The organism is Bradyrhizobium sp. 190 (genome assembly GCF_023073415.1).
Taxonomy (GTDB): domain Bacteria; phylum Pseudomonadota; class Alphaproteobacteria; order Rhizobiales; family Xanthobacteraceae; genus Bradyrhizobium.
Genome location: NZ_JADPJL010000037.1, coordinates 1 through 22,461 on the forward strand (window position 1 = coordinate 1; position 22,461 = coordinate 22,461).

Sequence of the window (22,461 nt, forward strand, 5' to 3'; positions counted from 1 at the left end):
CTCCCGCCCCGCCCCGCGCAGCGGCGGCAGCTGGTTCGGCGGCGATTTCTTTGCGCCATTCCAGCAGCAGGCCCCGCAACAAGCGCCGCGCCAGGATTTCTCGCGCGCGCCTGGGCCCGCCAAGCGCGATACGGTGCCGGAACGTAACGTGCTGGTGCTGGGCGATGCCGCGGCCGACTGGCTCGGCTATGGTCTCGAAGACGCCTATAGCGAGCAGCCCGACATGGGCGTGATCCGCAAACACAAGACCGTCTCCGGCCTGATCAAGTATCAGCCGCGCGGCGAGCCCGCCGATTGGGCCGCGGCCGCAAAGGGCATCCTCGCCACCGAAAAGCCGGATGCCATCGTCGTCATGCTCGGCCTCCACGACCGCCAGGCCATCCGCGAGGCGGCGCCTGAGAAGAAGAGCGACAAGAAGGAAGACAAGAAGGACGCGCGCGGCAAGCCGGGCGATGCAAAGCCCAAGCCCGAAGGCGCGACTGATACTGCCAAGGCCGATGCCGGCAAGGCTGATGGAACCAAGGCAGACACCGCCAAGACTGATACCGCGAAGGCTGATACCGCGAAGGCTGACGATGCCGAGGACGATGATGCGGCGCAAATCACCGCCCCTGAAAAGAGCGCGCGCTCCGGCGGCGGGCTCTACGAGTTTCGCGACGAGCGCTGGGTCGAGCTCTACGCCAAGAAGATCGAAGAGCTAATTGGCGTACTGAAATCCAAGGGCGTGCCGGTGTTGTGGGTCGGCCTGCCTGCGATCCGCGGGCAAAAGGGAACATCCGACATGCTGTTCCTGGATGCGCTGTATCGCGATGGCGCGGGCAAGGCCGGCATCACCTATGTCGATGTCTGGGATGGCTTCGTCGATGAAGCCGGCCGCTTCCTGCAAAAAGGTCCCGACTTCGAAGGCCAGATCCGCCAGTTGCGCACGGCCGACGGCGTCTTCTTCACCAAGCCCGGCGCGCGCAAGCTCGCGCATTATGTCGAACGCGAGGTGACGCGCCTGCTTGCCTCGCGCTCCGGGCCGATCGCCGTGCCGATCGAGCCGGCAACGCCCGAGGCCAATGTCGCGCCCGGCCAGCCGGCGCCGCGTCCACTGGCCGGACCGGTCATGCCGCTGGTGGCCTCTTCTGTCGGCACCGATCAGTTGCTCGGTGGTCCCGGCTCGCGCCCGGCCGGGGTGGATGCGCTCGCTGCGCGCACGCTGGTGAAGGGTGAAGCGCTGGCGGCACCGGCTGGCCGCGCCGACGATTATGCCTGGCCGCGCCGGGAAATCGGCCGCGAGCAGGCCAAAGGCGACACGCCGGTAGCAGCCGCCTCGCCGAGCGGAACGGTGGCGGCAGTGCCCGGACAGAAGCAGCTTCTGCTACCGCCGCCGCAGCAAACATTTCAACAACAGAAGAGGCAGCAGCCGCAGCAGCCGATGCAGATCCGACCCGCGCAAAACAATGGGCCGTCGCTGCGCGATTTCTTCGGCGGCTTCGGCGCGGGCGGGTTCGGCGCGGCGCCGCGTCAGCCCGCGCCGCCTGCGGCCGCACCGCCGCGCGGACCCGTGGCCCCGGGACCCATGGCCCCAGGCGTGCCGCGCCCGCCGGGTAGTGTCGGACGATCGGCCGAGGTTCCGCCGGTCCCGCCGGGCAATCTCACACGATTCTGATGCCTCACGGTGAGACGCGGACCGGACGATGCATCGCATCGCCGGGACCGGACGATGCATCGCATCGCCCGGTAAACCAATGAAGACCGTTCTATCCTTAGTAGCGCCAGCGCGGCGGCGGGCGGCGCGGCGGGCGCGTCATTAACAGCGCCAGCGCAAATCCAATTCCACCTGCGACCAGCAGCGCGCCGAGCGGATTTTCCTGCACGGTCTTCGCCACCGCATGCTGACCGCTGCGAACGGTGTCGCCGCTGTTTTCATACGCGTCCTTGGCATAGTTGACGGCGGCATCCGTAGCATCGCGGGCGGCATCCTTGGCCTGGCCGTAGAGATTTTGCACCGCGCCGGCCGCTTCGCGCGCGCGGCCCTCGGCTTGCGTCTTCGCATCGCCAGCCATATCGCCGACAGTGCTTTCGACCTTACCCGCAAAATCCTTGGCCGAGCCGGCAATCCGATCCTTGTCCATCGCGGTCGCTCCTGTTTTCCTTGTCCTTCTTGGGGAGCTAACCGGCGAGACCCGTTCGGGTTCCTAAAACGCTCGGAATGCCTCGGTTCAGAACGCTTGGCTCAAAGTATAAGCCCGCCATCGACCACGATGGTCTGGCCGATGATGTAGGACGAAAGCGGCGAGGCCAGGAACAGCGCCGCACCGGCCATGTCGGCAGGCGTGCCGAGCCGCTTCAGCGGGATCCGCTCCAGCGCACCTTCGAGGCGCTTCGGATTTGATGTCGTCGCTTTGGTCATCTTGGTGTCGACCAGGCCGGGGGCGATGCCATTGACGCGGATGCCATTCTCGGCCCACGCCTCGCCGAGCGTGCGCGTCAAGCCCACCGCGCCGGTCTTCGAGGCGTTATAGGCCGGGTTGCCCATGGTGGAATGATAGGCGGCGGTCGAACTGACGATAATCAGCGAACCTTGGCTCGCGCTCAGCATCGCCTGGAATTTGGTTGCGCATGCCATCAGGCTCATCAGGTTGACTTCCAGGACCTTGCGAAAACCGTTCATCTCGAATTCGCCGCGACGATAGATCACTGCGCCTTGCGCCAGCACCAGCACGTCGAGCTTTTCGAAGGACGGCTCGAATTTCTCGATCGCCTGCGGGTTACTGACGTCGAGCTGCGAGTATTCGAGGCCCTGGAGATCCGATCCTTCGCCGGCGAAGTAATCGGCAGGGTTCGCGCGGGTGCCGCAAACGGCGACGCGCGCGCCCTTGCCGCGGAAGGCCTGCGCGATGCCGTTGCCGATACCGCTGGAGCCGCCGACCACCAACACCTGCTTGCCGCTGAAATCGAGCTCATTCATCCCTGCGGTCCTTTTCTTGGTTCGTCCTAACCTAAATCTTAGTCGAGGAATTTGACCATGAGAACCTCATCATAATATTGGCCGTCCTGCTTCAGGGCTCGCTTTTCATAGCCGTACTCGACAAAGCCCATGGCGCCGTAAAGCCGGCACGCTGCCTTGTTCTCGTTCACCACAGTCAGTTGAACCATCTCAACGCGCCCGCGTGCATGGTCGAGCACGGCGGCAACAAGTCTTTTTCCAAGATTCAAATTTCGCGCAGCGGCTCGAACATACATGCCCCAAAGCAGCCCTTTATGCGCTTGCTTCGAACCTTCCGGCGCGGCGTATCCGGCAATTCCCACGAGCGCCCCGTCAAGGAATGCGCCGAAGATATCTGCGCGGACAACCACCGCTTCGAACCACGACAGCGGTTGCGCGTTTTCCCTCTCGAACGTGCTGGCGAAAGCCTCGGGATTTCTTTCCAACGCCTCCAGCCGGATGTCCCTGTAGAGGGCGGCGTCTGAAGTCTCAAGGCGACGAATCTGCAGAGGGGAAATATCGGCCACCGTTGCACCTGTTCCTGCCTGGTTTGACCTGTCTGCGGATCGGTGCCAGCCTTGTCAATCCAGCACCTTGTCCGGACCCCAGCATGTCAGATTTCAAACGGCTCAGCCGCTCGGTCAAAGGCCTGACCGTCCTCGTCACCGGCGCCGCCAGCGGCATGGGCCGCGCCACCGCGCAGGTGTTCGCCGCAGACCGCGCCAACGTCGCCGTCACCGACATCAGCGCCGAGGCCACGCAGGCCGTGGCCAGCGAGATCACGGCAAGCGGCGGCGCGGCAAAGGCGTGGACCCTCGACGTCACCGACCGCTACAACATCACCGCCGTCGTCAACGAGGTCGCGGCGCATTTCGGCGGACTCGATATCATCGTCAACAATGCCGGCATCTCCGTTCGCGTCGCGATCGACGACGAGGGCTATGACGAGTCCTGGGCAAAAGGGTTGGCGGTGATGCTGACCGCGCATCAGCGCATCATCCGCGCCGCGTTGCCCTACTTGCGCAAATCGAAATCGCCGCGGATCGTCAACATCGCCTCGACCGAAGCGCTCGGCGCTACCGCATTGCACAGCCCCTACTCCGCCGCCAAGGCCGGCGTCGTCGGCCTGACGCGCTCGCTTGCGGTTGAGCTTGGCCGCGACGGCATCACGGTAAACTGCATCTGCCCGGGCCCGATCCTCACCGGCATGACCGCCCGGATCGCCGCCGAACACAAGGCGATCTACGCCAAACGCCGCACTGCACTCGGGCGCTACGGCGACCCCGAGGAAGTCGCGCATATGACGCTGAGCCTGTGCCTGCCGGCGGCCTCGTTCCTGACCGGTGCTGTCATCCCCGTGGACGGCGGCCTAATGGCGCGGAATGCGTGAGGCGTGCCCCAGATGCTGCGCCGCGTCCGGGACACGGATAACGCAATGCCGCATGCGTCCCCAAACGTTGACACCCGGCCGCCACGGAGTAACTTTTTCTGCAAACGAAGCGGGTTAACCCGCCCGCCGCATACGGGAGAGACGCCATGACGGTTACGATCCGGCAGCTTCATCCACATTTCTTCGGCGAAGTTTCGGGCGTTGATTTGCGAAAGCCCCTGACGCCGCAGGAGGCGGCCGACATCGAGGCCGGCATGGACAAATACGCCGTGCTGCTGTTCCGCAACCAGGACATATCAGACGAACAGCAACTGGCCTTTGCGCTGAATTTCGGCGAGCGCGAAAAGGCGCGGGGCGGCACCATCACCAAGAAGGAAGACTACCGCCTGACGTCGGGGCTGAACGACGTCTCCAACCTCGGCAAGGACGGCAAGCCGCTGGCGCGCGACAACCGCACCCATCTGTTCAACCTCGGAAACTGCCTGTGGCATTCCGACAGCTCGTTCCGCCCGATCCCGGCAAAATTTTCGCTTTTGTCGGCGCGGGTAGTGAACCCCAAGGGCGGCAACACCGAATTCGCCGACATGCGCGCGGCCTATGACGCGCTCGAGGATGAGACCAAGGCCGAGATAGAGGACATGATCTGCGAGCACTCGCTGATGTATTCGCGCGGCTCGCTCGGCTTCCTGGATTACACCGACGAAGAGAAAGAGATGTTCAAGCCGGTGCTGCAGCGGCTGGTGCGCACGCATCCAGTGCACCGCCGCAAGTCGCTGTATCTGTCATCACATGCCGGCGCCATCAGGGGCATGAGCATGCCCGAGGCGCGGCTGTTGCTGCGCGACCTCACCGAGCACGCCACGCAGCCGGAATTCGTCCACGTCCATAAATGGACGTTGCATGACCTCGTGATGTGGGACAACCGCCAGACCATGCACCGCGTGCGGCGCTACGACCAGTCGCAGCCGCGCGACATGCGCCGCGCGACGGTAGCCGGCACCGAGCCGACGGTGCAGCAGCAGGCGGCGGAGTAGGGAACGACACAACTATCGTCGTCCCTGCGAACGCAGGGACCCATACGCCGCGGCCTATCGGTAAGGCGATGTGGCAGTCATCAACTGCAACAACCGACATCGGTGGTTATGGGTCCCTGCGTTCGCAGGGACGACACCGAGAGTGTCGCACCGTTCGCCGACGCCGGCCTACGCGTGCCCGGCCTCGTTCGACAGCATGCCGGGATCGATGCCGATCTTGCGCAAGGCACGCTGGTATTTTTCATCGACGTCGTCGCCGAAGATCAGATCCGCGTCGGCGTCGCAATGCAGCCAGCCATTGTGCTGGATCTCGTTCTCGAGCTGGCCCGGCGCCCAGCCGGCATAGCCCAGCGCCAGGATCGCGTGCTTTGGCCCGTTGCCCTTGGCGATCGCCTTGAGGATGTCCACCGTCGCGGTCAGGCAGATGCCGTCGTCGATGTTCAGCGTCGCGTCCTTGATGAAGAAATCGCTCGAATGCAGCACGAAGCCGCGGCCGGTATCGACCGGGCCGCCCTTCAGCACCTGCATGGTCTCGGCATGTTCCGGCAACTTGATCTGGTCGGCCCTCTCGATGATGTCGAGCTGCACCAGCAATCCCGGAAAATCGATGCTGCCGGCCGGGCGGTTGACGATGATGCCCATCGCCCCTTCCGACGAATGCGCGCACATATAGATGACGGAGCGCTCGAAGCGCGGGTCGCCCATGACCGGCATGGCGATCAGCAGCCGGCCGTCCAGGTAACCCTCGCCGGACGAATTGTCGCCAAAGCCGGCGGCTTTGCGGCGGACGGGCTTCGATGTCTTGCCTTCAGGGCTCATCCGCAAAGGCCTCTCCTGCTCATACACATCCTGATATCGGGTGCGGTTTCTGTCAATCAAGCTTCCGGCATCATTCGGCTGCCGATCACACGCAATTCAATGGTTTGCTTCGAAACTTGCCTGTAAAGACGTCCCATGATCGTGATGGTTCCCCTGCGCGCCGCGCTCGGCGTCGCCGCCCTATGTGTCGCGTGTGCTACGTCGGAGGTTCGCGCCGAGGATGCCTCGCCGTGGCAACGCGACGCACATTCCGCAGTGCGCTTGCTGGCGGGATCGCGCAGCGGCACGGTACTGCTCGGCGGCGTCGCCATCCAGTTGCAGCCGGGATGGAAGACCTATTGGCGGACGCCCGGCGATTCCGGCGTCCCGCCCCGCTTCGACTTTTCCAAATCGGACAATGTCGAAGCCGTGACCGTGCTGTGGCCGGCGCCGATGAAATTCGACGACGGCGCCGGCGGCACCGCGCTGGGATACAAGCAGCAGGTCGTGCTGCCGTTGCGGATCGTCGCCAAAAATGCCGACAAGCCGGTGACGCTGCGCGCCCATGTCAGTTATGCCGTCTGCGACAAGCTCTGCATTCCGGTCGAAGCCAATGCCGAACTCGCTTTTGCGAGCGTGGCAAGCACCGAGGACGGCACCCTGTCCGATGCGCTCAATACCGTGCCGAAGCCCGCCAATGTCGGCGACCCCAATCCGCTGACCATCCGCGACGTCAAGCGCGAGGGCAAAAGCAACGTGCTGGTCGACGTGACCGCGCCCGAGGCCAAGGAGGTCAGCCTGTTCGTCGAGGGGCCGACGCCCGACTGGGCGCTGCCGGTTCCCAAGCTGGTCGAGCAAAGCCCGCCCGGCGTCAAACGCTTTGCCTTCGAACTCGACGGCCTGCCGCCCGGCGCCAGCGCTGAAGGCGCCGCGCTCAAACTGACGCTGGTCGGTGGCGACCGGGCCTACGAGTTCAACGTCAGTTTGAACTAGCTCGTCGTCCCGGCCAAGCGAAGCGCGAGCCGGGACCCATACGCCGCGGCGGACGTCGTGAGGCGATCTGGTAGTTTCCCTCTTTTCACACCATTACGCCCTGTGGTTATGGGTTCCTGCGTTCGCAGGAACGACAAGCCTCCCACCCAACCGAATCTTAACGAATGGTTGATACATCCGGTCATCGCCGCCACCTCGCGGCGCGTTTCGGGGATGCACCCTTGTGGCCGTGATGGATACGCAATCCGCAACCGCCTCGCCTGCCGGCGTAATCGCGCGCCTGCGCGCGCTGCTTGGCGGCTCCAATGAGGCCTCCGTCACCAAGCGGCTGGCCGGCACGATCTTCATCATCCGCGTCTTCAGCGCGGCGCTCGCCTATTTCGCGCAGATCCTGCTGGCGCGCTGGATGGGCGGCTCGGATTACGGCGTCTATGTCTATGTCTGGACCTGGGTGCTGCTGCTCGGCAGCATGATGGATTTCGGCATCTCGGCATCCGCGCAGAAGATCATTCCGGAGTATCGAACCCGCGGCGAGCACGCCCTGCTGCGCGGCTTCCTCTCCGGCAGCCGCTGGATGACGTTCGCCGTCTCCTCCATCGTATCGCTACTGCTGGCGGGCGTGGTGAAGGGATTGTCGCCGTGGATCGACGCCAACGCGATCGTTCCCCTCTATATCGGCTGCCTGACGCTGCCGGCGTTTGTCGTCGCCAACACACAGGACGGCATCGCGCGCTCGCATGACTGGATGCGGCTTGGCCTGATGCCGCAATTCATCGTGCGCCAGTCGCTGATCATCGGCCTCACCGCCGGCGCCTTCGTGCTCGGCTTCAATCTCGGCGCCACCGCCGCGATGTGGGCCAGCGCCGCGGCGGTCTGGATCGCGATGATCGGCCAGATGATTGTGCTGAACCGCAGGCTCGGCGGCCACATCGCGCCTGGCCCGAAGGCCTATGATTTCCGCGGCTGGCTCGCGGTCTCGCTGCCGATCCTGATGGTGGAAAGCTTTTATCTGCTGTTGTCCTACACCGACGTGCTGGTGCTGCAACAGTTCCGCTCCTCCGAAGAAGTCGGTGTCTATTTCGCTGTGGTGAAGACGCTGGCGCTGGTCTCCTTCATTCACTATGCGATGGCGGCGACGACGGCGCATCGCTTTGCCGAGTACCACGCGCAGGGCGACAAGGCGCGGCTGTCGGCCTATGTGGCACACGCGATCCAGTGGACATTCTGGCCGTCGCTGGCCGCGACCATCCTGCTGCTGGCGCTGGGCAAGCCGCTGCTGTGGCTGTTCGGACCGCAATTCGTGGTCGGCTACGACATCATGTTCATTGCCGCAATTGGCCTCGTGGTGCGATCCGCCATCGGTCCGGTCGAGCGGCTGCTCAACATGCTCGGCCACCAGCACATCTGCGCGCTGGCCTATGCGCTCGCCTTCGCCATGAACCTCGTGCTGTGCGTGATGTTGGTGCCGCGTTTCGGCGGCCATGGCGCTGCGGCCGCGACCTCGATCTCGCTGGCGTTCGAGACGGTGCTGCTGTTCTGGATCGTGCGCCGGCGGCTCGGACTGCACGTGCTGGCGTTCGGCAAACGCTGATCCGGGCGACCCAACTGGCATTGATGTGCGGCGCACTTGAGCCAGCCTGCCCCCTGGAAACCGACGATCCCGAGTGCGCTGGCCGCTGGCGCCTGAACGGTTGTTTCATGTGAGGCGGCAGGACGTCGTTATCGTCAGGCGCTGGCATGATGGGGAAAAAAACCAGCGAACTCCAATGTGCGCAAGAAACATTCTTATTTCAGCCAAACCGGCACGATTGTTAGGCCCCCTGCGGGCGGCGCTGCTATATGTCGAGCATGCGAATGAAACTATCTCCCCGATATGATTGATCCCCTCTACGTAGCGTCGGGATTCGGCGTCGGCGTGCTGGTCGGGATGACGGGCGTCGGCGGCGGCTCGCTAATGACGCCGTTGCTGATCCTGCTGTTCGGCATCCATCCATCGACCGCGGTCGGCACCGATCTGCTCTACGCCGCGGCGACCAAGACCGGCGGCAGTCTGGTGCATGGCTGGGCCCGCAGCATTCACTGGCCGGCGGTGATCCGCCTTGCCAGCGGCAGCATCCCGGCGAGCATCGTAACGCTGCTCGTGCTGTGGCAGCTCGACCTCAACGGGGAATCCGCGCGCAGCCTGGTCAATCTGGTGCTGTGCTTTGCGCTCATCCTCACGGCGACATCGCTGATCTTCCGCAAGGCGATCATGGATCGATACCGCCCGAATATGGAACAGCTCGATACCTCGGCGACTGGCCGCGCGACCGTGGTGGTCGGCGTCGCGCTGGGCGTGCTGGTCTCGATTTCGTCCGTAGGCGCCGGCGCAGTTGGCGTCACCGCGCTCCTGCTGCTCTATCCACGCCTGCCGATGGCGAGCATCGTCGGCTCCGACATCGCGCATGCGGTGCCGCTGACATTGGTGGCCGGCATCGGCCACTGGGCGCTCGGTTCCGTCGATTGGGCGCTCATGGGTGTGCTGCTGATAGGCTCATTGCCCGGCATCGTTATCGGCAGCTACTGTGCGGTTCGCGTGCCGGAGACGGTGTTGAGGCTGGTACTGGCCTCCGTTCTGGTTCTGGTTGCCGGCAAGCTTGTCGTCAATGAGCTGCATTTGTCGCCGGAGAGCATCGCGGCCTTTGCCAGGAGCAGCACCCATTAGAGCGTGCTCCCGGCAATTTCGTATTCGCCCTACTCGGCGGTCCAGCCGCCGTCGATGGAGTAGTTGGACCCGGTGATTTGGGCTGCATCGTCGCTGCACAGGAACAGTGCCAGCGCAGCAACCTGCTCTGACGTCACGAACTCCTTGGTCGGTTGGGCGTCAAGAAGCACGTCCTTGATGACCTGCTCCTTGGTCATGTTGCGCGCCTTCATGGTCTCGGGGATCTGGTGCTCGACCAGCGGCGTCCAGACGTAGCCCGGGCTGATGCAGTTGCAGGTGATCTTGAAGGTCGCAAGCTCCAGCGCCACCGTTTTTGTCAGCCCCGCGATGCCGTGCTTGGCAGAGACATAGGCCGACTTGAATGGCGAAGCCACCAGCGAATGCGCGGAAGCGGTGTTGATGATGCGGCCCCAGCCGCGCTTCTTCATGCCGGGCACGGCGGCACGGATGGCATGAAACGCCGATGACAGATTGATCGCAATGATCGCGTCCCATTTCTCGATCGGAAACTCCTCGATCGGGGCGACGAACTGGATGCCGGCATTGTTGACGAGGATATCGACCGAACCGAAGGTCTTCTCGCCGAGCGCGACCATTTCGGCGATTTCGGCGGGCTTGGTCATGTCGGCAGGCGAATGCACCGCGCGTACCTTGAAATCGGTCTCGATGCCGGAACGCTCGCGCTCGATATCGGCCGGGACGCCCATGCCGTTGAGGACGACATTGGCGCCGGCGCCGGCGAAAGCGCGCGCGTAAGCCAATCCGATGCCGCTGGTCGAGCCGGTCACGACGGCGGTCTTGCCTTTTAATGTACCCATTGCATTCACTCCTGCTTGGCTCCGGGGGATTTGGGAGCATCCCTCGTCATATCGTAGGCCATCATGGTCTCGCCGGATTGCGGACCCTCCAGCACGTCCTTGTGACGCATCGACTGATGAACGTCGCGGACGCCTGCGTTCCAGTGCTCGACCATGGCGACATGCGAAAAGTCGTAATCCTTGGATGAGGTTTCGTAGTTCTTGCTCTTGTAGATCAGGTGCACGACCGTGACGGTGTTTTCCTTCGCTGCCTTGCGCAGGAATTCGACCGACGGATCGTTGTTCAAATGATCCGGTAATTTGCCGAGCAGATCGCGCACCGCCTTCCGCGCGTTGTGGATCTGCTTGTTCTTGTCGGTGGTTATGCGGGTGCGGCTGGAATAGCGGATATCCTTCTCGCGCTCGGCGGCCTCCAGTAGCGACGTCGGCAATTCTCCGCGCGCGCTGAACAGGTCGACCTGGAAGATCAGGAGATCTCGCTGGGTTTCATGGCCGAGCACGTAATCCAGCGGCGTATTGGAGGCGATGCCGCCGTCCCAGTAATGCTCGCCTTCGATCTCGACGGAGGGAAAGCCGGGCGGCAGCGCGCCGGAGGCCATGATGTGCTCCGGCCCGATCTTCTTGCCGTGCTTCCTGAATTCGAAACTGTCGAAATACTTGAGATTACCCGATGTCACGCCGACCGCGCCGACGCTGAGCCGCGTCTTCAGATCGTTGACGCGATCGAAGTCGACAAGCCGCTCCAGCGTCTTCCTCAGCGGCGCGGTGTCGTAATAGCTTTGCGATTGCGGGCTGCCCGGCGGCCATAGCGGCGCCGGCGGAATGCGCGGCGTGAAGAAGCCGGGCACGCCGAAGGTGGCGATCAGGGCGGCGCTGGTCTCGTTGAACAGCGAGCGCGCGCGGTCGCCGGTCGGTACGGGATTCCACGGTACCGGAGACGACGCCATCTCCCAGAATTCCTTGAGGCGATCGACGCGCGTTTCAGGGCCATTGCCGGCAATGATCGCGGCATTGATGGCGCCGATCGAAATGCCCGCGACCCATTCCGGTTCGAAGCCCGAGCGGCACAGCGCCTGAAAGGCGCCGGCCTGATAGGATCCGAGCGCGCCGCCACCCTGCAGGACCAGCACGCGCTGCGCTTTGGCAGGCGTGGTTGCGGGCGCGGGGTTTGAATGATCCATCGTGACCGTCAATCAGTGGGCAGAGAGGCCGGCACCGTGGCGGCAGTTCGCGACGGCGTCAATCGGCGAGATCGAAGCAAGGATCACGCCGAGTTTACCGCCTTGTGAGGCATCGAAGCCCGCAACCGGACCTGCTTCAGGTTGATGCAAGGATAAGCGTCCAGAACACCTTGTATTTGGTGCCTGGAGCATAAGCCGCCGCGATGCCCAATTTTGTGACACCGTTCTTGAGCATATTCGCCTTGTGCGGCGGCGAGTCGCGCCAACCGGAGAAGGCTTCCGCCAGGGTGTGATATCCGGCCGAGACATTTTCGACGGCGAGCTTGGCCGGATAGCCGGAGGCTCCCAGCCGCTTGTCCAGCGGGCCCTTCACATTGTGGTCCATCTTGTTGCGGGCCGCCATCGCCTGCGACTGCTGTTCGGCGAGCCGGGTTAGCTCGGGATCGACCACCACGGTGCCGAGGCCGTTGTTCTGGCGGTACTGCGAGATCATGATCGCGGCGGCGACCGTGTCGAGCGTGGCGCCGGGTTGCGCCATGTCGAGATACATGGCCGGCTGATCCGGGATTTTGACGTCTGCCGAGCAGCCGGCAAGCAGCAAGAGCCCGATAATCGCGGTAGTCGCCCGTTTCACTGAAGAATCCCCCAAGGCTGGACGGCCGTTGTTGCATACCAACCGTGGCTGAATGGTGAACGGGGGTGCGATTTGGCGGTCATTGCTGGGCGCGGTAGCCCGGATGGAGCGAAGCGCAATCCGGGAACGGTCCGTCCGCGTGGCAAGCGGCCCCGGATTACGCTTGCGCTCCATCCGGGCTACGGGCTACGGAATTCACTCCTGGGCGGCAAAGATCCGGTAGCGGCGGGGCTGCAGGCCGATGATCTCGCCGGCCTGGAGTTCCCGGTCCCGGGGAGCGTCGATCTCGATCACGGTCTTGCCCTCGCCGCCCGAGAGCGTGACCTCCGCCCGCTGGATCGGGCCGAACGAGCGGACGTGGCGCACCGCGCCTTCCAGCGAGCCGGTTCCCGCCGGCCCGATCTGCATGTCGTGGCGGCGGACGAACAGTTTTGAGGCGCCGGAGGCCGCGCCGTCGGCGGCGATATTGAGCGGCCGGCCGCCGAGCCGCACCGAGCCGCCGGTAACCTCCACCGGCAGCACGATGGATTCGCCGATGAAGCCATGGACGAAGGCGGTGGCGGGATTGTCATAGACATCGCCGGGCGAGCCGATCTGTTCGATACGGCCCTTGTCCATCACAACCACGCGGTTGGCGACTTCGAGCGCCTCTTCCTGATCGTGAGTGACGAAAATCGAGGTGACGTGGATCTCATTGTGCAGCGACCGCAGCCATTGCCGCAGCTCTTTGCGCACCTTGGCGTCGAGCGCGCCAAACGGCTCGTCGAGCAGCAGGATGCGCGGCTCGATCGCCAGCGCACGCGCCAGCGCAATGCGCTGCCGCTGGCCACCGGACAATTGGCTGGGATAGCGATTGGCCAGCCAGTCGAGTTGCACCAGATCAAGCAATTCCTTGACGCGCGCGCGGATCGTGGCCTCGTCCTTGCGGATGGCACGCGGCTGCACGCGCAGGCCGAAGGCGACGTTTTCGAACACCGTCATGTGGCGGAACAGCGCGTAGTGCTGGAACACGAATCCGACATGGCGCTCGCTCGCGCCGTGTCCCAGCGCATCCTCGCCGTCGATCCGCACTTCCCCGGCGTCGGGCCAGTCGAGGCCTGCGATGATCCGCAACAGCGTGGTCTTGCCCGAACCGGACGGACCAAGCAGCGCCAGCAATTCGCCCTTGCCGACCTTAAGATCGACATTGTCAAGCGCTGCGAACGCGCCGAATTTCTTGACGATATTTTTGACTTCAATGGTCACGTGGATCGTCCCTTGGGGTTTGTCCTTCGTCCAGACGCTGTTCGAGAACGGTCTTCACGACCAGCGTGATCAAGGCCAGCATCGCCAGCAGCGAGGCAATCGCAAACGACGCCACGAACTGATACTCATTATAGAGAATTTCGACCAGCAGCGGCATGGTGTTGGTCTCGCCGCGGATATGGCCCGACACGACAGACACCGCGCCGAACTCGCCCATGGCGCGCGCGTTGCACAGCAGTACGCCATACAACAGGCCCCATTTGATATTGGGCAGAGTGACGCGGAAGAAGGTCTGCAGGCCTGATGCTCCCAGCGAGATCGCGGCCTCTTCCTCCTGCGTGCCCTGCTCCTGCATCAGCGGAATGAGCGAGCGGGCGACGAATGGAAACGTCACGAAGATGGTGGCGAGCGTAATGCCCGGCACCGCGAACAGGATGTGGATGTTGTTCGCCTGTAGCCACGTGCCCCAATAGCCCTGCGCGCCGAACAAGAGCACGAAGACGAGACCCGAAATAACCGGGCTGACCGAGAACGGCAGGTCGATCAGCGTGATCAGGAAAGTCTTGCCGCGGAATTCGAATTTCGCGATTGCCCAGGCCGCGATCACGCCGAACACGAGGTTCAAGGCGACCGAGATCGCCGCAACCAGCAGCGTCAGCCTGATCGCCGAAAGCGCCTCCGGCTCGGCCAGCGCGGAGAAATAGGCGCTGATGCCTTTCGAAAAGGCCGATGCGAACACCACGACCAGCGGCAGCACGACAAAGACGGTGAGGAAAGTGACGGCAAGCGCGATAATGACGAAGCGGACGGGTGCGGGCTCGGTCCGCAGGTCTTTCGGCGAAGCAACCGCGCGTGCCCGGTCGCTCGCCTCGCGGTGCGATGGCGGGGAGATCGCGAGGTCGGCTGTTGACGCATAGGCCCGCATCGGTGTCGCTGGCGTCACAAAGCTTGATTGCGTCGGCATTGACCGTCCCTCAATGCACGGGGATGCGGGCTTGCGCCCAGCGTTGCAGGCGATTGACGACAAGGATGATCAGGAACGAAGCCAGCAGCATGATAACGGCGATTGCCGTCGCGTCGGCATAACGAAACTCGGACAACCTGATCACGATCAGGAGCGGCGCGATTTCCGATACGTTCGGCAGATTGCCGGCGATGAAGATCACCGAACCGTACTCGCCGACCGCACGCGCGAACGCCAGCGCAAAGCCGGTCAGCAGCGCCGGAATCAGGCTCGGCAGGATTACTCTGAACACCGTGTGCCAGCGGTTGGCGCCGAGGCTCGCGGCCGCCTCCTCGATTTCAGGATCGAGATCGATCAGGACCGGCTGAACCGTGCGCACCACGAAGGGGATGCCGATAAAGACCATCGCAATGAAAATGCCGATCGGCGTGAATGCGACCTTGATGCCGAGTTCGGCCAGCGGCGCACCGAGCCAGCCCTTTGTCGCGAACAATTGCGTCAGCGCCACGCCGGCGACCGCGGTCGGCAACGCGAAGGGAATGTCGACGATGGCATCGAACAGCCGCCGGCCCGGAAAGCGATAGCGCACCAGCGCCCACACGATGATCGTTCCCATCACCAGGTTGACGCAAGCTGCGGCAAAGGAGAGGCCGAACGAAATCTTCAGCGCATTAAGCGTGCGGCGGCTGGTGAGAATTTCCCAGAACTGTGCGGGCGAAAGCTCGAACGTCTTGAGAAAGAGACCGGCGAGCGGGATGAGGATGATAACGGAGAGCCATGTCAGGGTCAGTCCCATGGTGAGACCGAACCCCGGCAAGCTGCTTCGCCGCGCGACCGCTGTGCTCACAAATCCCCCTGCTTCCGGCTATGGCTGGCTGTCGGCCAGATCAATTCTTGTAAATCTGGTCGAAAATGCCGCCTTCGCCGAAGTGATCCTTCTGCGCCTTGGTCCAACCACCAAAAACGTCGTCGATCGTGAAAAGTTCGACCTTGGCGAAGGATTTTTCGTATTCCTTCGCGATCTCCGAATCGCGCGGACGATAGGAATTGCGCGCGGCAATTTCTTGACCCTCCTTGGTATACCAATACTTCAGGTAGGCCTCGGCGACCGGGCGGGTGCCTTTTTTGTCGGCAACCTTGTCGACTACCGCGACCGGCGGCTCGGCCAGAATCGACAGCGGCGGCGCCACGATCTCGAACTTGTCCTTGCCGAATTCGCGCTGCGCCAGGAACGCCTCGTTCTCCCACGCCAGCAGCACGTCGCCGACGCCGCGCTCGACGAAGGTCACCGTCGAGCCGCGCGCACCGGTATCGAGCACCGGCACATTCTTGAAGAGGTCGCCGACGAATTTCTTCGCCTTATCGGCGGAGCCGAATTTCTTTTCCGCAAAGCCCCACGCCGCCAGATAGTTCCAGCGCGCGCCGCCCGAGGTCTTCGGGTTCGGCGTAATCACCTGCACGCCGGGCTTGATCAGATCGTCCCAATCCTTGATGGCCTTGGGATTGCCCTTGCGCACCAGGAACACGATCGTTGAGGTATAGGGCGAGGCATTGAGCGAGAGGCGTTTCTGCCAGTCCGGCGCCACCAGCCCCTTGGCGGCGATGGCGTCGATGTCATAGGCCAGCGCCAGCGTAACCACGTCCGCCTGCAGGCCGTCGATAACGGAGCGCGCCTGCGAGCCCGAGCCGCCATGCGACTGCTTGATCTCGACGCTCTTGCCGGTTTCCTTCTGATAGGCCGCCGCGAACGCCTTGTTGAAATCGGCGTAGAGCTCACGCGTCGGATCGTAGGAGACGTTGAGCAAGGTGTAATCGGCAGCGAAGGCCGAACTCGCCCAGAGCAGTCCCGCGACGAGCGGCAGAATGCGACGGATCATCGTTGATCTCCATTCGGCTTGACGAAGTATATCATCAACCACGAACGCATAAGTCGCGACGAAAGGCCGCTTAGTCAACGAAACCGCATTTCATTGTTTGCGGTTCCGCAACGGCGTTGTCCTAAGAAGTCTTCGTCGTATGGATGCCGCATTCTCTCTTGGCCTGGCCACGCCAGCGGCCGGCCCGCGCATCCTCGCCGGGCGCCGTCCGGCTCGAGCACGGCATGCAGCCGACCGACAGGTAACCCGAGGCGACCAGCGGATGCGCCGGCAATTTTGCCATTTTGTAGATCGCTTCGATCTCTTCGCGCGAAACATTGGCGAACGGGTTGAACTTCAGTTTGGCGCCATCGTCCTCGACAACAGGTATTTCGGCGCGTGCCCCGCCCTGAAAACGCTTGCGTCCGTTGATCCAGGCCGAGAACGGCTTGAGCGCCCGCGCCAGCGGTTCCACCTTGCGGATACGGCAGCAGGCATCGGGATCGGAGAACCACAATTCGCGTTCCGGGTCCTCGCGCGACAGCGTCTCTTCCAGGGGCTTGATCGAGCGAACGTCGGTGAGGCCAAGCGTAGCGATCAGCGTGTCGCGATAGGCGAGTGTCTCCTCGAACAGCCAGCCGGTATCGAGGAAGACCACGGGAATTGCAGGATCGACATCCGCCATCACCTTGAGCAGCGCCGCCGATTCCGTGCCGAACGACGAGACCAGCGCGAGATGCTCGCGGCCGACAGTCTTCAGTGCGGCTTCAATGACTTCCGCCGGCGACGCATCGCGCAAGGCGCGATCGAGCAACTGAGCCTGCGAAATATTCGCCGCATCCGTGGTCAGGGTCTGCTGTAGGATCGCGCTCACTGGCCGGCACTCTCCGAATGACGCAACTGCATCCGCCGATTGAGCGCGGTGACGCGGCCATCGCCGGTCGGCTGGTAGAACACCGAATAGCGCTTCACAGTCTCGGCGAAAGCATCGGCATCGGCGTCCTTCTTCACCTCGAACGCGTCGAAGCCGGCGCGCGACATGAACACGAACTGATCACGCAGCACCTGGCCCGTGGCGCGTAGCTCACCGTCATAGCCGTGCCGCTCGCGCAAAAGGCGCGCCTGGCTGTAGGCGCGGCCGTCGCGGAAGGACGGGAACACCAGCGCTACCGCGGCGAGACGATCGAGATACGGCACGAGATCGTCGAGATTTCGATTGTTCGGCCAGATCACCCCAAGCTTGCCCGCGCGCCGCAGCATGGCTTCCGGATCTTCGAGAAACCGCGCCGCTGGAACGAGGATCGCACCATCGCCTGGCAGTTCGGCACCGTCGGCAATTTGGACGAACAAGTCAGTGGTGATTCTTCCGTTCTTAACGAGTGGCATAAACCCGCTCCTTGAATGGCTCGACGCCCAGACGCTTCACCGTATCGACGAACAGTTCCTCGGGACGATCGCGCAGCGCGAGATAGGCTTCGACAATGTCTTCGATCACATCGGCAACTTCCGCGTAGGGAACGGCCGGGCCGATCAGTGCGCCCATCTGCGCGTTCTCGTCGGCGCGACCGCCGATCGTGATCTGGTAAAATTCCTCGCCGTTCTTCTCGACGCCGAGAATGCCGATGTGGCCGACATGGTGATGGCCGCAGGCGTTGATGCAGCCGGAGATGTTGATGTGCAGACGGCCGATCATCTCGGCGGTGTCATGATTAGCGAAGCGCCGGGTCAGTTCCTGCGCGATCGGGATCGAGCGCGCATTGGCCAGCGAGCAGTAATCCAGCCCCGGGCAGGCGATGATGTCGGTGACCAGGTTGACGTTCGGGGTGGCGAGCCCGATCCGGTCGAGCGCCTTCCATAGCTGCGGCAGGTCGCGCTTGGCGACATGCGGCAGCACCAAGTTCTGCTCGTGGCCGACGCGGATTTCGCCGAAGGAGTACTTGTCGGCGAGATCGGCGACCGCATCCATCTGGTCTGCGGTGGCATCGCCGGGCGGGCCGCCCACCGGCTTCAATGACAGCGTCACGATCGAATAGCCCTGCACCTTGTGCGGGGCCACAGAGTTCTTGCGCCAGCGCTCGAACAACGGATCATGCGCGGCCTGCTTCAGCTCGTCCGGCATGTGCGGCAGCTTCTCATAGACCGGATAGGAGAAGCGCGAACGCACTTCCTCGATGACGGAATGGTCGAGCGTCAGGGCGCTGTGGCCCATCTGCTTCCATTCCTCATCGACCTCCTTGGCGAACTTCTCGATGCCGAGCTCATGCACCAGAATCTTGATGCGCGCCTTGTAGATGTTGTCGCGGCGGCCGTACTGGTTGTAGACCCGCAGGATCGCCTCGACGTAGCTCAGGATATCGCGGCCGTGCACGAACGGCTTGATGGTCTTGGCGATGAACGGCGTGCGGCCGAGACCGCCGCCGACCAGCACTTCGAAGCCGGTCTCGCCGTCGGCGTTCTTGTGCAGGCGCAGGCCGATGTCGTGGACCTTGATCGCGGCGCGGTCGTGCTCGGACGCGGTGATCGCGATCTTGAACTTGCGCGGCAGGAACGAGAATTCCGGATGCAGCGTGGTGTGCTGGCGCAGGATTTCCGACCAGATGCGGGGATCCTCGACCTCGCCCGGCGCGACGCCGGCCCACTGGTCCGAGGTGACGTTGCGCATGTTGTTGCCGGAGGTCTGCATCGCATGGATGCCGACCTCGGCGAGATCGGCGAGCGCATCGGGCAGCTCGGAGAGCTTGATCCAGTTGTACTGGATGTTCTGCCGCGTGGTGAAGTGGCCGTAGCCGCGATCGTAGCGGCGAGCGACGCGGGCCAGCGCCCGAAGCTGCCTGGAAGACAGCGTGCCGTAGGGGATCGCGACGCGGAACATGTAGGCGTGCAGTTGGAGGTAGACGCCATTCTGCAGCCGCAGCATCTTGAATTCGTCCTCGGTGAGTTCGCCGGAGAGCCGGCGCTTCACCTGATCGCGGAATTCGGAGACGCGTTCGTTGATCAGCGTGCGATCGAGTTCGTCATATGCGTACATGAATGATCAGCCTTGATAGGTCGTATTAGGCCGGAAGCAGGTCGATGGTGAGGCCCTTCGAGCGGATGCGTTCGCGCAAGTTGCCGGGTTTGATCTCCCCGCCGTCCTTGAGTTCTACCGGCGCGATATAGGCGCCGACCGCGACGACGTCATCGGCGTTGGCCTCATTGAGCAGCGCCCGCGCCTCATCGGAGGTGCGCACGATTGCGGCGTCCGACAAGCTTGCCGACCAACCCTGCTGCGCGGTGCGATAGATCACGATGCCATCCGAGGTGCGGTTGGCGGTCACCATCGAGGGACCCGTGATCTTGATTTTTTGTTGAAGCGGAGAGGTCATTCGGCAGCATCCAGCAGTTTGGTGATGACTTGATTGAGGTTCGACTGGCGCCACGGCGCGGAATGCGCGACGACGTCGCCGATGATGAGGATGGCGGGACCGCCATCGATTTTTTCGACCAGCGCGGGAAGGTTTTCGAGCGTGCCGACCACGGCCTGCGCATCCGGCCGCGTCACCCGCGCGAATATGCCGACGGGGGTTTTCGGCGATCGTCCGGCAGCGAGCAATCCCGCGCGCACCGACGGCGCCGCGGTCATGCCCATGTAGACCACGATAGTCATCTTCTTGTCGGTCAGCACCGACCAATCGACCGTCTCGGCGTCCCTGGCCTTGTGCGCAGTCAGGAAGGTGATGCGCAGCGCCTCGTGACGATAGGTCAGCGGCGCCTCGAATTGCGCGGCAGCACCAAGCCCTGCGGTAATGCCCGGCACCACCGAATAGGCGACGCCTGCGGCGCGCAGCACTTCGATTTCCTCGCCGCCACGGCCGAAGATGAAGGGATCGCCGCCCTTCAGCCGCACCGCGCGCTGTCCGGCCTTTGCAGCATCAATCAGCAATTTGTTGATCGCATCCTGGCCGATGCCGGGCTTGCCGACACGGCGGCCGACCGGAATGCGCGAGGCATCGCGACGGATGCGATCGAGAACTTCCGGCGAGACCAGTTCATCGTAGAAAACGACGTCGGCATCCTGCAGCGCGCGTAGCGCCTTGATGGTGAGCAGATCCGGATCGCCCGGACCAGCGCCGACCAGCGTCACCCGGCCCTCGGCCTTGCCGTCCTTGCTCGCGCCAGCGAAGGCGGAGGGGTCGGCGATTTCGTTCAGCGCTTTTTCAGCCTCGTCCTTGCGGCCGGCGAGAACAAGCGCGCCGATCGGGCCATCGATCACGCGCTCCCAGAAGCGGCGGCGCAACGGGAATTCGGGAATGCGCGCATGCATCGCTTTGCGAAAGCTGCCGATGAAGGCGGCGAGATCGCCGATGCGCGCCGGCAGCACCGCCTCGATGCGCTCGCGGATGCGGCGCGCGACCACCGGCGATGTGCCACCGGTGCCGACGGCAACGACCACGTCGCCGCGATCGACGATCGCGGGAAAGATGAAAGTGGAATGCGCGAGGTCGTCCATCACATTGACGGGCAGCCCGACCGCCTTTGCGCGCGCCGACATCGCAACGCCGATGTCGCCGGCGCCGGCGCAGAGAATTGCGATCACCCCCGAGAGGTCGGCTGCGAGCGGATCGCCCGAAGCCTGTTCAATCCGCGCTGCGTCCGTAGCGTCGAGGCCGGCCAGATCATGATTGCCATCGGTGGCATACCAGCGGACTCCTGCGCCCGCGGAAACCAGCAAGCGCAATTTTGCGCGCACGAGCTCACCCGCTCCAACGAGCAACACCTTGCCGCTTTGCAAATCCAGGAACACAGGCAGATAGCGCATCAGATACTCGCTTTCCCCAACTTGGGGCTTGACTGAAATTATTTTCTATTTATCTCTCGATCAAGGGCTACAAAGAGAAAATTATTTCTTCTCTATTGCAGCGCAACTTTAGAATTTTTCCACTCCGAAGTCCAAGGCCAAGAGATGCATCTTCTCGACAATGAATCCGCCGGACACGGGTCGCGGCCCGGAGCCTTCACCAAAGCATCATCCGTGCCGAAAATTTTGGCCAACGGACAGCTGCCGCCACCCTCCATGGACCACCTCGACGAGCTCGAGGCGCAGAGCATCTACATTCTGCGCGAGGCGTTCGCGCGGCTGAAGAAGCTCGCGCTGCTGTGGTCGCTGGGGAAAGATTCCAACGTGATGATCTGGCTGGCACGCAAGGCCTTCTTCGGCCGCGTGCCGTTTCCGGCGCTGCACGTCGACACCGGCAAGAAATTTCCCGAGATGTATGCGTTCCGCGATCGCTTCGGCAAGGAATGGGATCTCGATCTCAAGATCGAGCCCTGCCCGCCGATCGACGGCGTCGATCCGACCCTGCCGCCGGCCGCGCGCTCTGCCGCCCGCAAGACCGAGGGACTGAAGTGGGCGCTAACCAAGTATGGTTTCGACGGCTTGATCGCCGGCATTCGCCGCGATGAGGAAGCTACCCGCGCCAAGGAGCGCGTGTTCTCGCCGCGCGGGCTCGAAGGCGGCTGGGATGTGCGCGATCAGCCCCCGGAATTCTGGGACCAGTTCAACGCTTCGCCGCCACTCGGCGCGCATTTGCGCATCCATCCGATCCTGCATTGGACCGAGGCCGACATCTGGGCCTACACCAAGCGCGAGAACATTCCGATCATCCCGCTCTATCTCTCGAAGGACGGCAAGCGTTATCGCTCACTGGGCGATCAGGACATCACCAATCCGGTGGCGTCGACCGCCTCGAGCATCGATGAAATCCTGACCGAACTCGACGGCACCAAGGTGCCGGAGCGCGCCGGCCGCGCGCTGGATCACGAGACCGAAGACGCTTTCGAGCGGCTGCGTGTCGCCGGCTATCTCTGACGGACATTTGGTGTGAGCGTCG

The 22,461-nt window shown here is 63.4% G+C and carries 23 protein-coding genes; 7 read left to right on the top strand and 16 right to left on the bottom strand.

Annotated elements, in window-relative coordinates; all coding sequences use genetic code 11:
* A partial coding sequence (locus tag IVB22_RS22100; protein WP_247519361.1) for an SGNH family hydrolase occupies positions 1-1,654 on the top strand: 1,654 nt, incomplete at its 5' end.
* 97 nt (positions 1,655-1,751) lie between these two features.
* On the opposite strand, the gene IVB22_RS22105 is transcribed toward IVB22_RS22100, so the two are convergent.
* The 3 genes from IVB22_RS22105 to IVB22_RS22115 all read right to left on the bottom strand — a co-directional run bounded on the left by IVB22_RS22105 (position 1,752) and on the right by IVB22_RS22115 (position 3,501).
* Positions 1,752-2,120 (bottom strand): CsbD family protein, encoded by a 369-nt coding sequence (locus tag IVB22_RS22105; RefSeq protein WP_247519362.1) that lies wholly within the window; start codon positions 2,118-2,120, stop codon positions 1,752-1,754.
* 101 nt (positions 2,121-2,221) lie between these two features.
* Positions 2,222-2,956, bottom strand: coding sequence for an SDR family NAD(P)-dependent oxidoreductase (locus IVB22_RS22110; RefSeq protein WP_247519363.1), 735 nt, complete (start codon positions 2,954-2,956; stop codon positions 2,222-2,224).
* Between the two features lie 38 nt (positions 2,957-2,994).
* Positions 2,995-3,501, bottom strand: coding sequence for a GNAT family N-acetyltransferase (locus IVB22_RS22115; protein ID WP_247519364.1), 507 nt, complete (start codon positions 3,499-3,501; stop codon positions 2,995-2,997).
* An 83-nt stretch (positions 3,502-3,584) separates the two neighbouring features.
* On the opposite strand from IVB22_RS22115, the gene IVB22_RS22120 reads away from it, so the two are divergent.
* Together IVB22_RS22120 and IVB22_RS22125 are read left to right on the top strand one after the other, a co-directional pair.
* A complete protein-coding gene (locus IVB22_RS22120; protein WP_247519365.1) occupies positions 3,585-4,364 on the top strand; it encodes an SDR family NAD(P)-dependent oxidoreductase in 780 nt (259 codons plus the stop codon).
* Positions 4,365-4,510: 146 nt separating this feature from the next.
* Entirely contained in the window at positions 4,511-5,398 is an 888-nt protein-coding gene (locus IVB22_RS22125; RefSeq protein WP_247519366.1) for a TauD/TfdA family dioxygenase, read from the top strand.
* Positions 5,399-5,566: 168 nt separating this feature from the next.
* Here IVB22_RS22125 and IVB22_RS22130 read toward each other — a convergent pair whose 3' ends face one another.
* Positions 5,567-6,217 (bottom strand): YqgE/AlgH family protein, encoded by a 651-nt coding sequence (locus IVB22_RS22130; protein WP_247519367.1) that lies wholly within the window; start codon positions 6,215-6,217, stop codon positions 5,567-5,569.
* A gap of 135 nt (positions 6,218-6,352) precedes the next feature.
* On the opposite strand from IVB22_RS22130, the gene IVB22_RS22135 reads away from it, so the two are divergent.
* The 3 genes from IVB22_RS22135 (at position 6,353) to IVB22_RS22145 (ending at position 9,893) form a co-directional block, all read left to right on the top strand.
* Complete coding sequence (locus IVB22_RS22135) at positions 6,353-7,189, top strand: protein-disulfide reductase DsbD domain-containing protein (protein WP_247519368.1); 837 nt, start codon at positions 6,353-6,355, stop codon at positions 7,187-7,189.
* Positions 7,190-7,412: 223 nt separating this feature from the next.
* Entirely contained in the window at positions 7,413-8,780 is a 1,368-nt protein-coding gene (locus IVB22_RS22140) for a polysaccharide biosynthesis C-terminal domain-containing protein (protein WP_374207606.1), read from the top strand.
* 282 nt (positions 8,781-9,062) lie between these two features.
* Positions 9,063-9,893, top strand: coding sequence for a sulfite exporter TauE/SafE family protein (locus IVB22_RS22145; RefSeq protein ID WP_247519370.1), 831 nt, complete (start codon positions 9,063-9,065; stop codon positions 9,891-9,893).
* 29 nt (positions 9,894-9,922) lie between these two features.
* Here the strand turns inward: IVB22_RS22145 and IVB22_RS22150 are convergent, their stop codons facing one another.
* The 12 genes from IVB22_RS22150 to cysG all read right to left on the bottom strand — a co-directional run bounded on the left by IVB22_RS22150 (position 9,923) and on the right by cysG (position 21,389).
* Positions 9,923-10,711, bottom strand: a complete 789-nt coding sequence (locus IVB22_RS22150) for a 3-hydroxybutyrate dehydrogenase (RefSeq protein WP_247519371.1) — start codon at positions 10,709-10,711, stop codon at positions 9,923-9,925.
* Positions 10,712-10,716: 5 nt separating this feature from the next.
* Positions 10,717-11,892, bottom strand: a complete 1,176-nt coding sequence (locus IVB22_RS22155; RefSeq protein WP_247519372.1) for a DUF3734 domain-containing protein — start codon at positions 11,890-11,892, stop codon at positions 10,717-10,719.
* Positions 11,893-12,028: 136 nt separating this feature from the next.
* Positions 12,029-12,526 carry a CAP domain-containing protein gene (locus IVB22_RS22160; protein ID WP_247519373.1) on the bottom strand — a complete coding sequence of 166 codons (498 nt, stop codon included), beginning with the start codon at positions 12,524-12,526 and terminating at the stop codon, positions 12,029-12,031.
* 195 nt (positions 12,527-12,721) lie between these two features.
* The gene (locus tag IVB22_RS22165; protein ID WP_247519374.1) at positions 12,722-13,771 is read right to left on the bottom strand and encodes a sulfate/molybdate ABC transporter ATP-binding protein; all 1,050 of its coding nucleotides are present in this window, start codon (positions 13,769-13,771) and stop codon (positions 12,722-12,724) included.
* A complete protein-coding gene (gene cysW / locus IVB22_RS22170) occupies positions 13,761-14,696 on the bottom strand; it encodes a sulfate ABC transporter permease subunit CysW (RefSeq protein WP_247519629.1) in 936 nt (311 codons plus the stop codon). Before cysW ends, IVB22_RS22165 begins: the two co-directional genes overlap by 11 nt.
* A gap of 49 nt (positions 14,697-14,745) precedes the next feature.
* The gene (gene cysT, locus IVB22_RS22175) at positions 14,746-15,552 is read right to left on the bottom strand and encodes a sulfate ABC transporter permease subunit CysT (RefSeq protein ID WP_256467445.1); all 807 of its coding nucleotides are present in this window, start codon (positions 15,550-15,552) and stop codon (positions 14,746-14,748) included.
* A 70-nt stretch (positions 15,553-15,622) separates the two neighbouring features.
* Positions 15,623-16,612 carry a sulfate ABC transporter substrate-binding protein gene (locus IVB22_RS22180; protein WP_247519375.1) on the bottom strand — a complete coding sequence of 330 codons (990 nt, stop codon included), beginning with the start codon at positions 16,610-16,612 and terminating at the stop codon, positions 15,623-15,625.
* A gap of 121 nt (positions 16,613-16,733) precedes the next feature.
* A complete protein-coding gene (locus IVB22_RS22185; RefSeq protein WP_247519631.1) occupies positions 16,734-17,456 on the bottom strand; it encodes a phosphoadenylyl-sulfate reductase in 723 nt (240 codons plus the stop codon).
* Positions 17,457-17,461: 5 nt separating this feature from the next.
* The gene (locus tag IVB22_RS22190) at positions 17,462-17,977 is read right to left on the bottom strand and encodes a DUF934 domain-containing protein (RefSeq protein ID WP_247519376.1); all 516 of its coding nucleotides are present in this window, start codon (positions 17,975-17,977) and stop codon (positions 17,462-17,464) included.
* Entirely contained in the window at positions 17,964-19,619 is a 1,656-nt protein-coding gene (locus IVB22_RS22195) for a nitrite/sulfite reductase (RefSeq protein ID WP_247519377.1), read from the bottom strand. The genes IVB22_RS22190 and IVB22_RS22195 overlap by 14 nt, the downstream gene beginning before the upstream one ends.
* A 25-nt stretch (positions 19,620-19,644) precedes the next feature.
* Entirely contained in the window at positions 19,645-19,956 is a 312-nt protein-coding gene (locus tag IVB22_RS22200) for a DUF2849 domain-containing protein (protein ID WP_247519378.1), read from the bottom strand.
* On the bottom strand, positions 19,953-21,389 hold the full coding sequence (gene cysG, locus IVB22_RS22205) for a siroheme synthase CysG (RefSeq protein ID WP_247519379.1): 1,437 nt from the start codon (positions 21,387-21,389) through the stop codon (positions 19,953-19,955). The genes IVB22_RS22200 and cysG overlap by 4 nt, the downstream gene beginning before the upstream one ends.
* A gap of 255 nt (positions 21,390-21,644) precedes the next feature.
* Here cysG and cysD point away from each other — a divergent pair, with 255 nt between their 5' ends.
* Positions 21,645-22,439, top strand: coding sequence for a sulfate adenylyltransferase subunit CysD (gene cysD / locus IVB22_RS22210; RefSeq protein WP_247519380.1), 795 nt, complete (start codon positions 21,645-21,647; stop codon positions 22,437-22,439).
* Positions 22,440-22,461 lie beyond the last annotated feature (22 nt).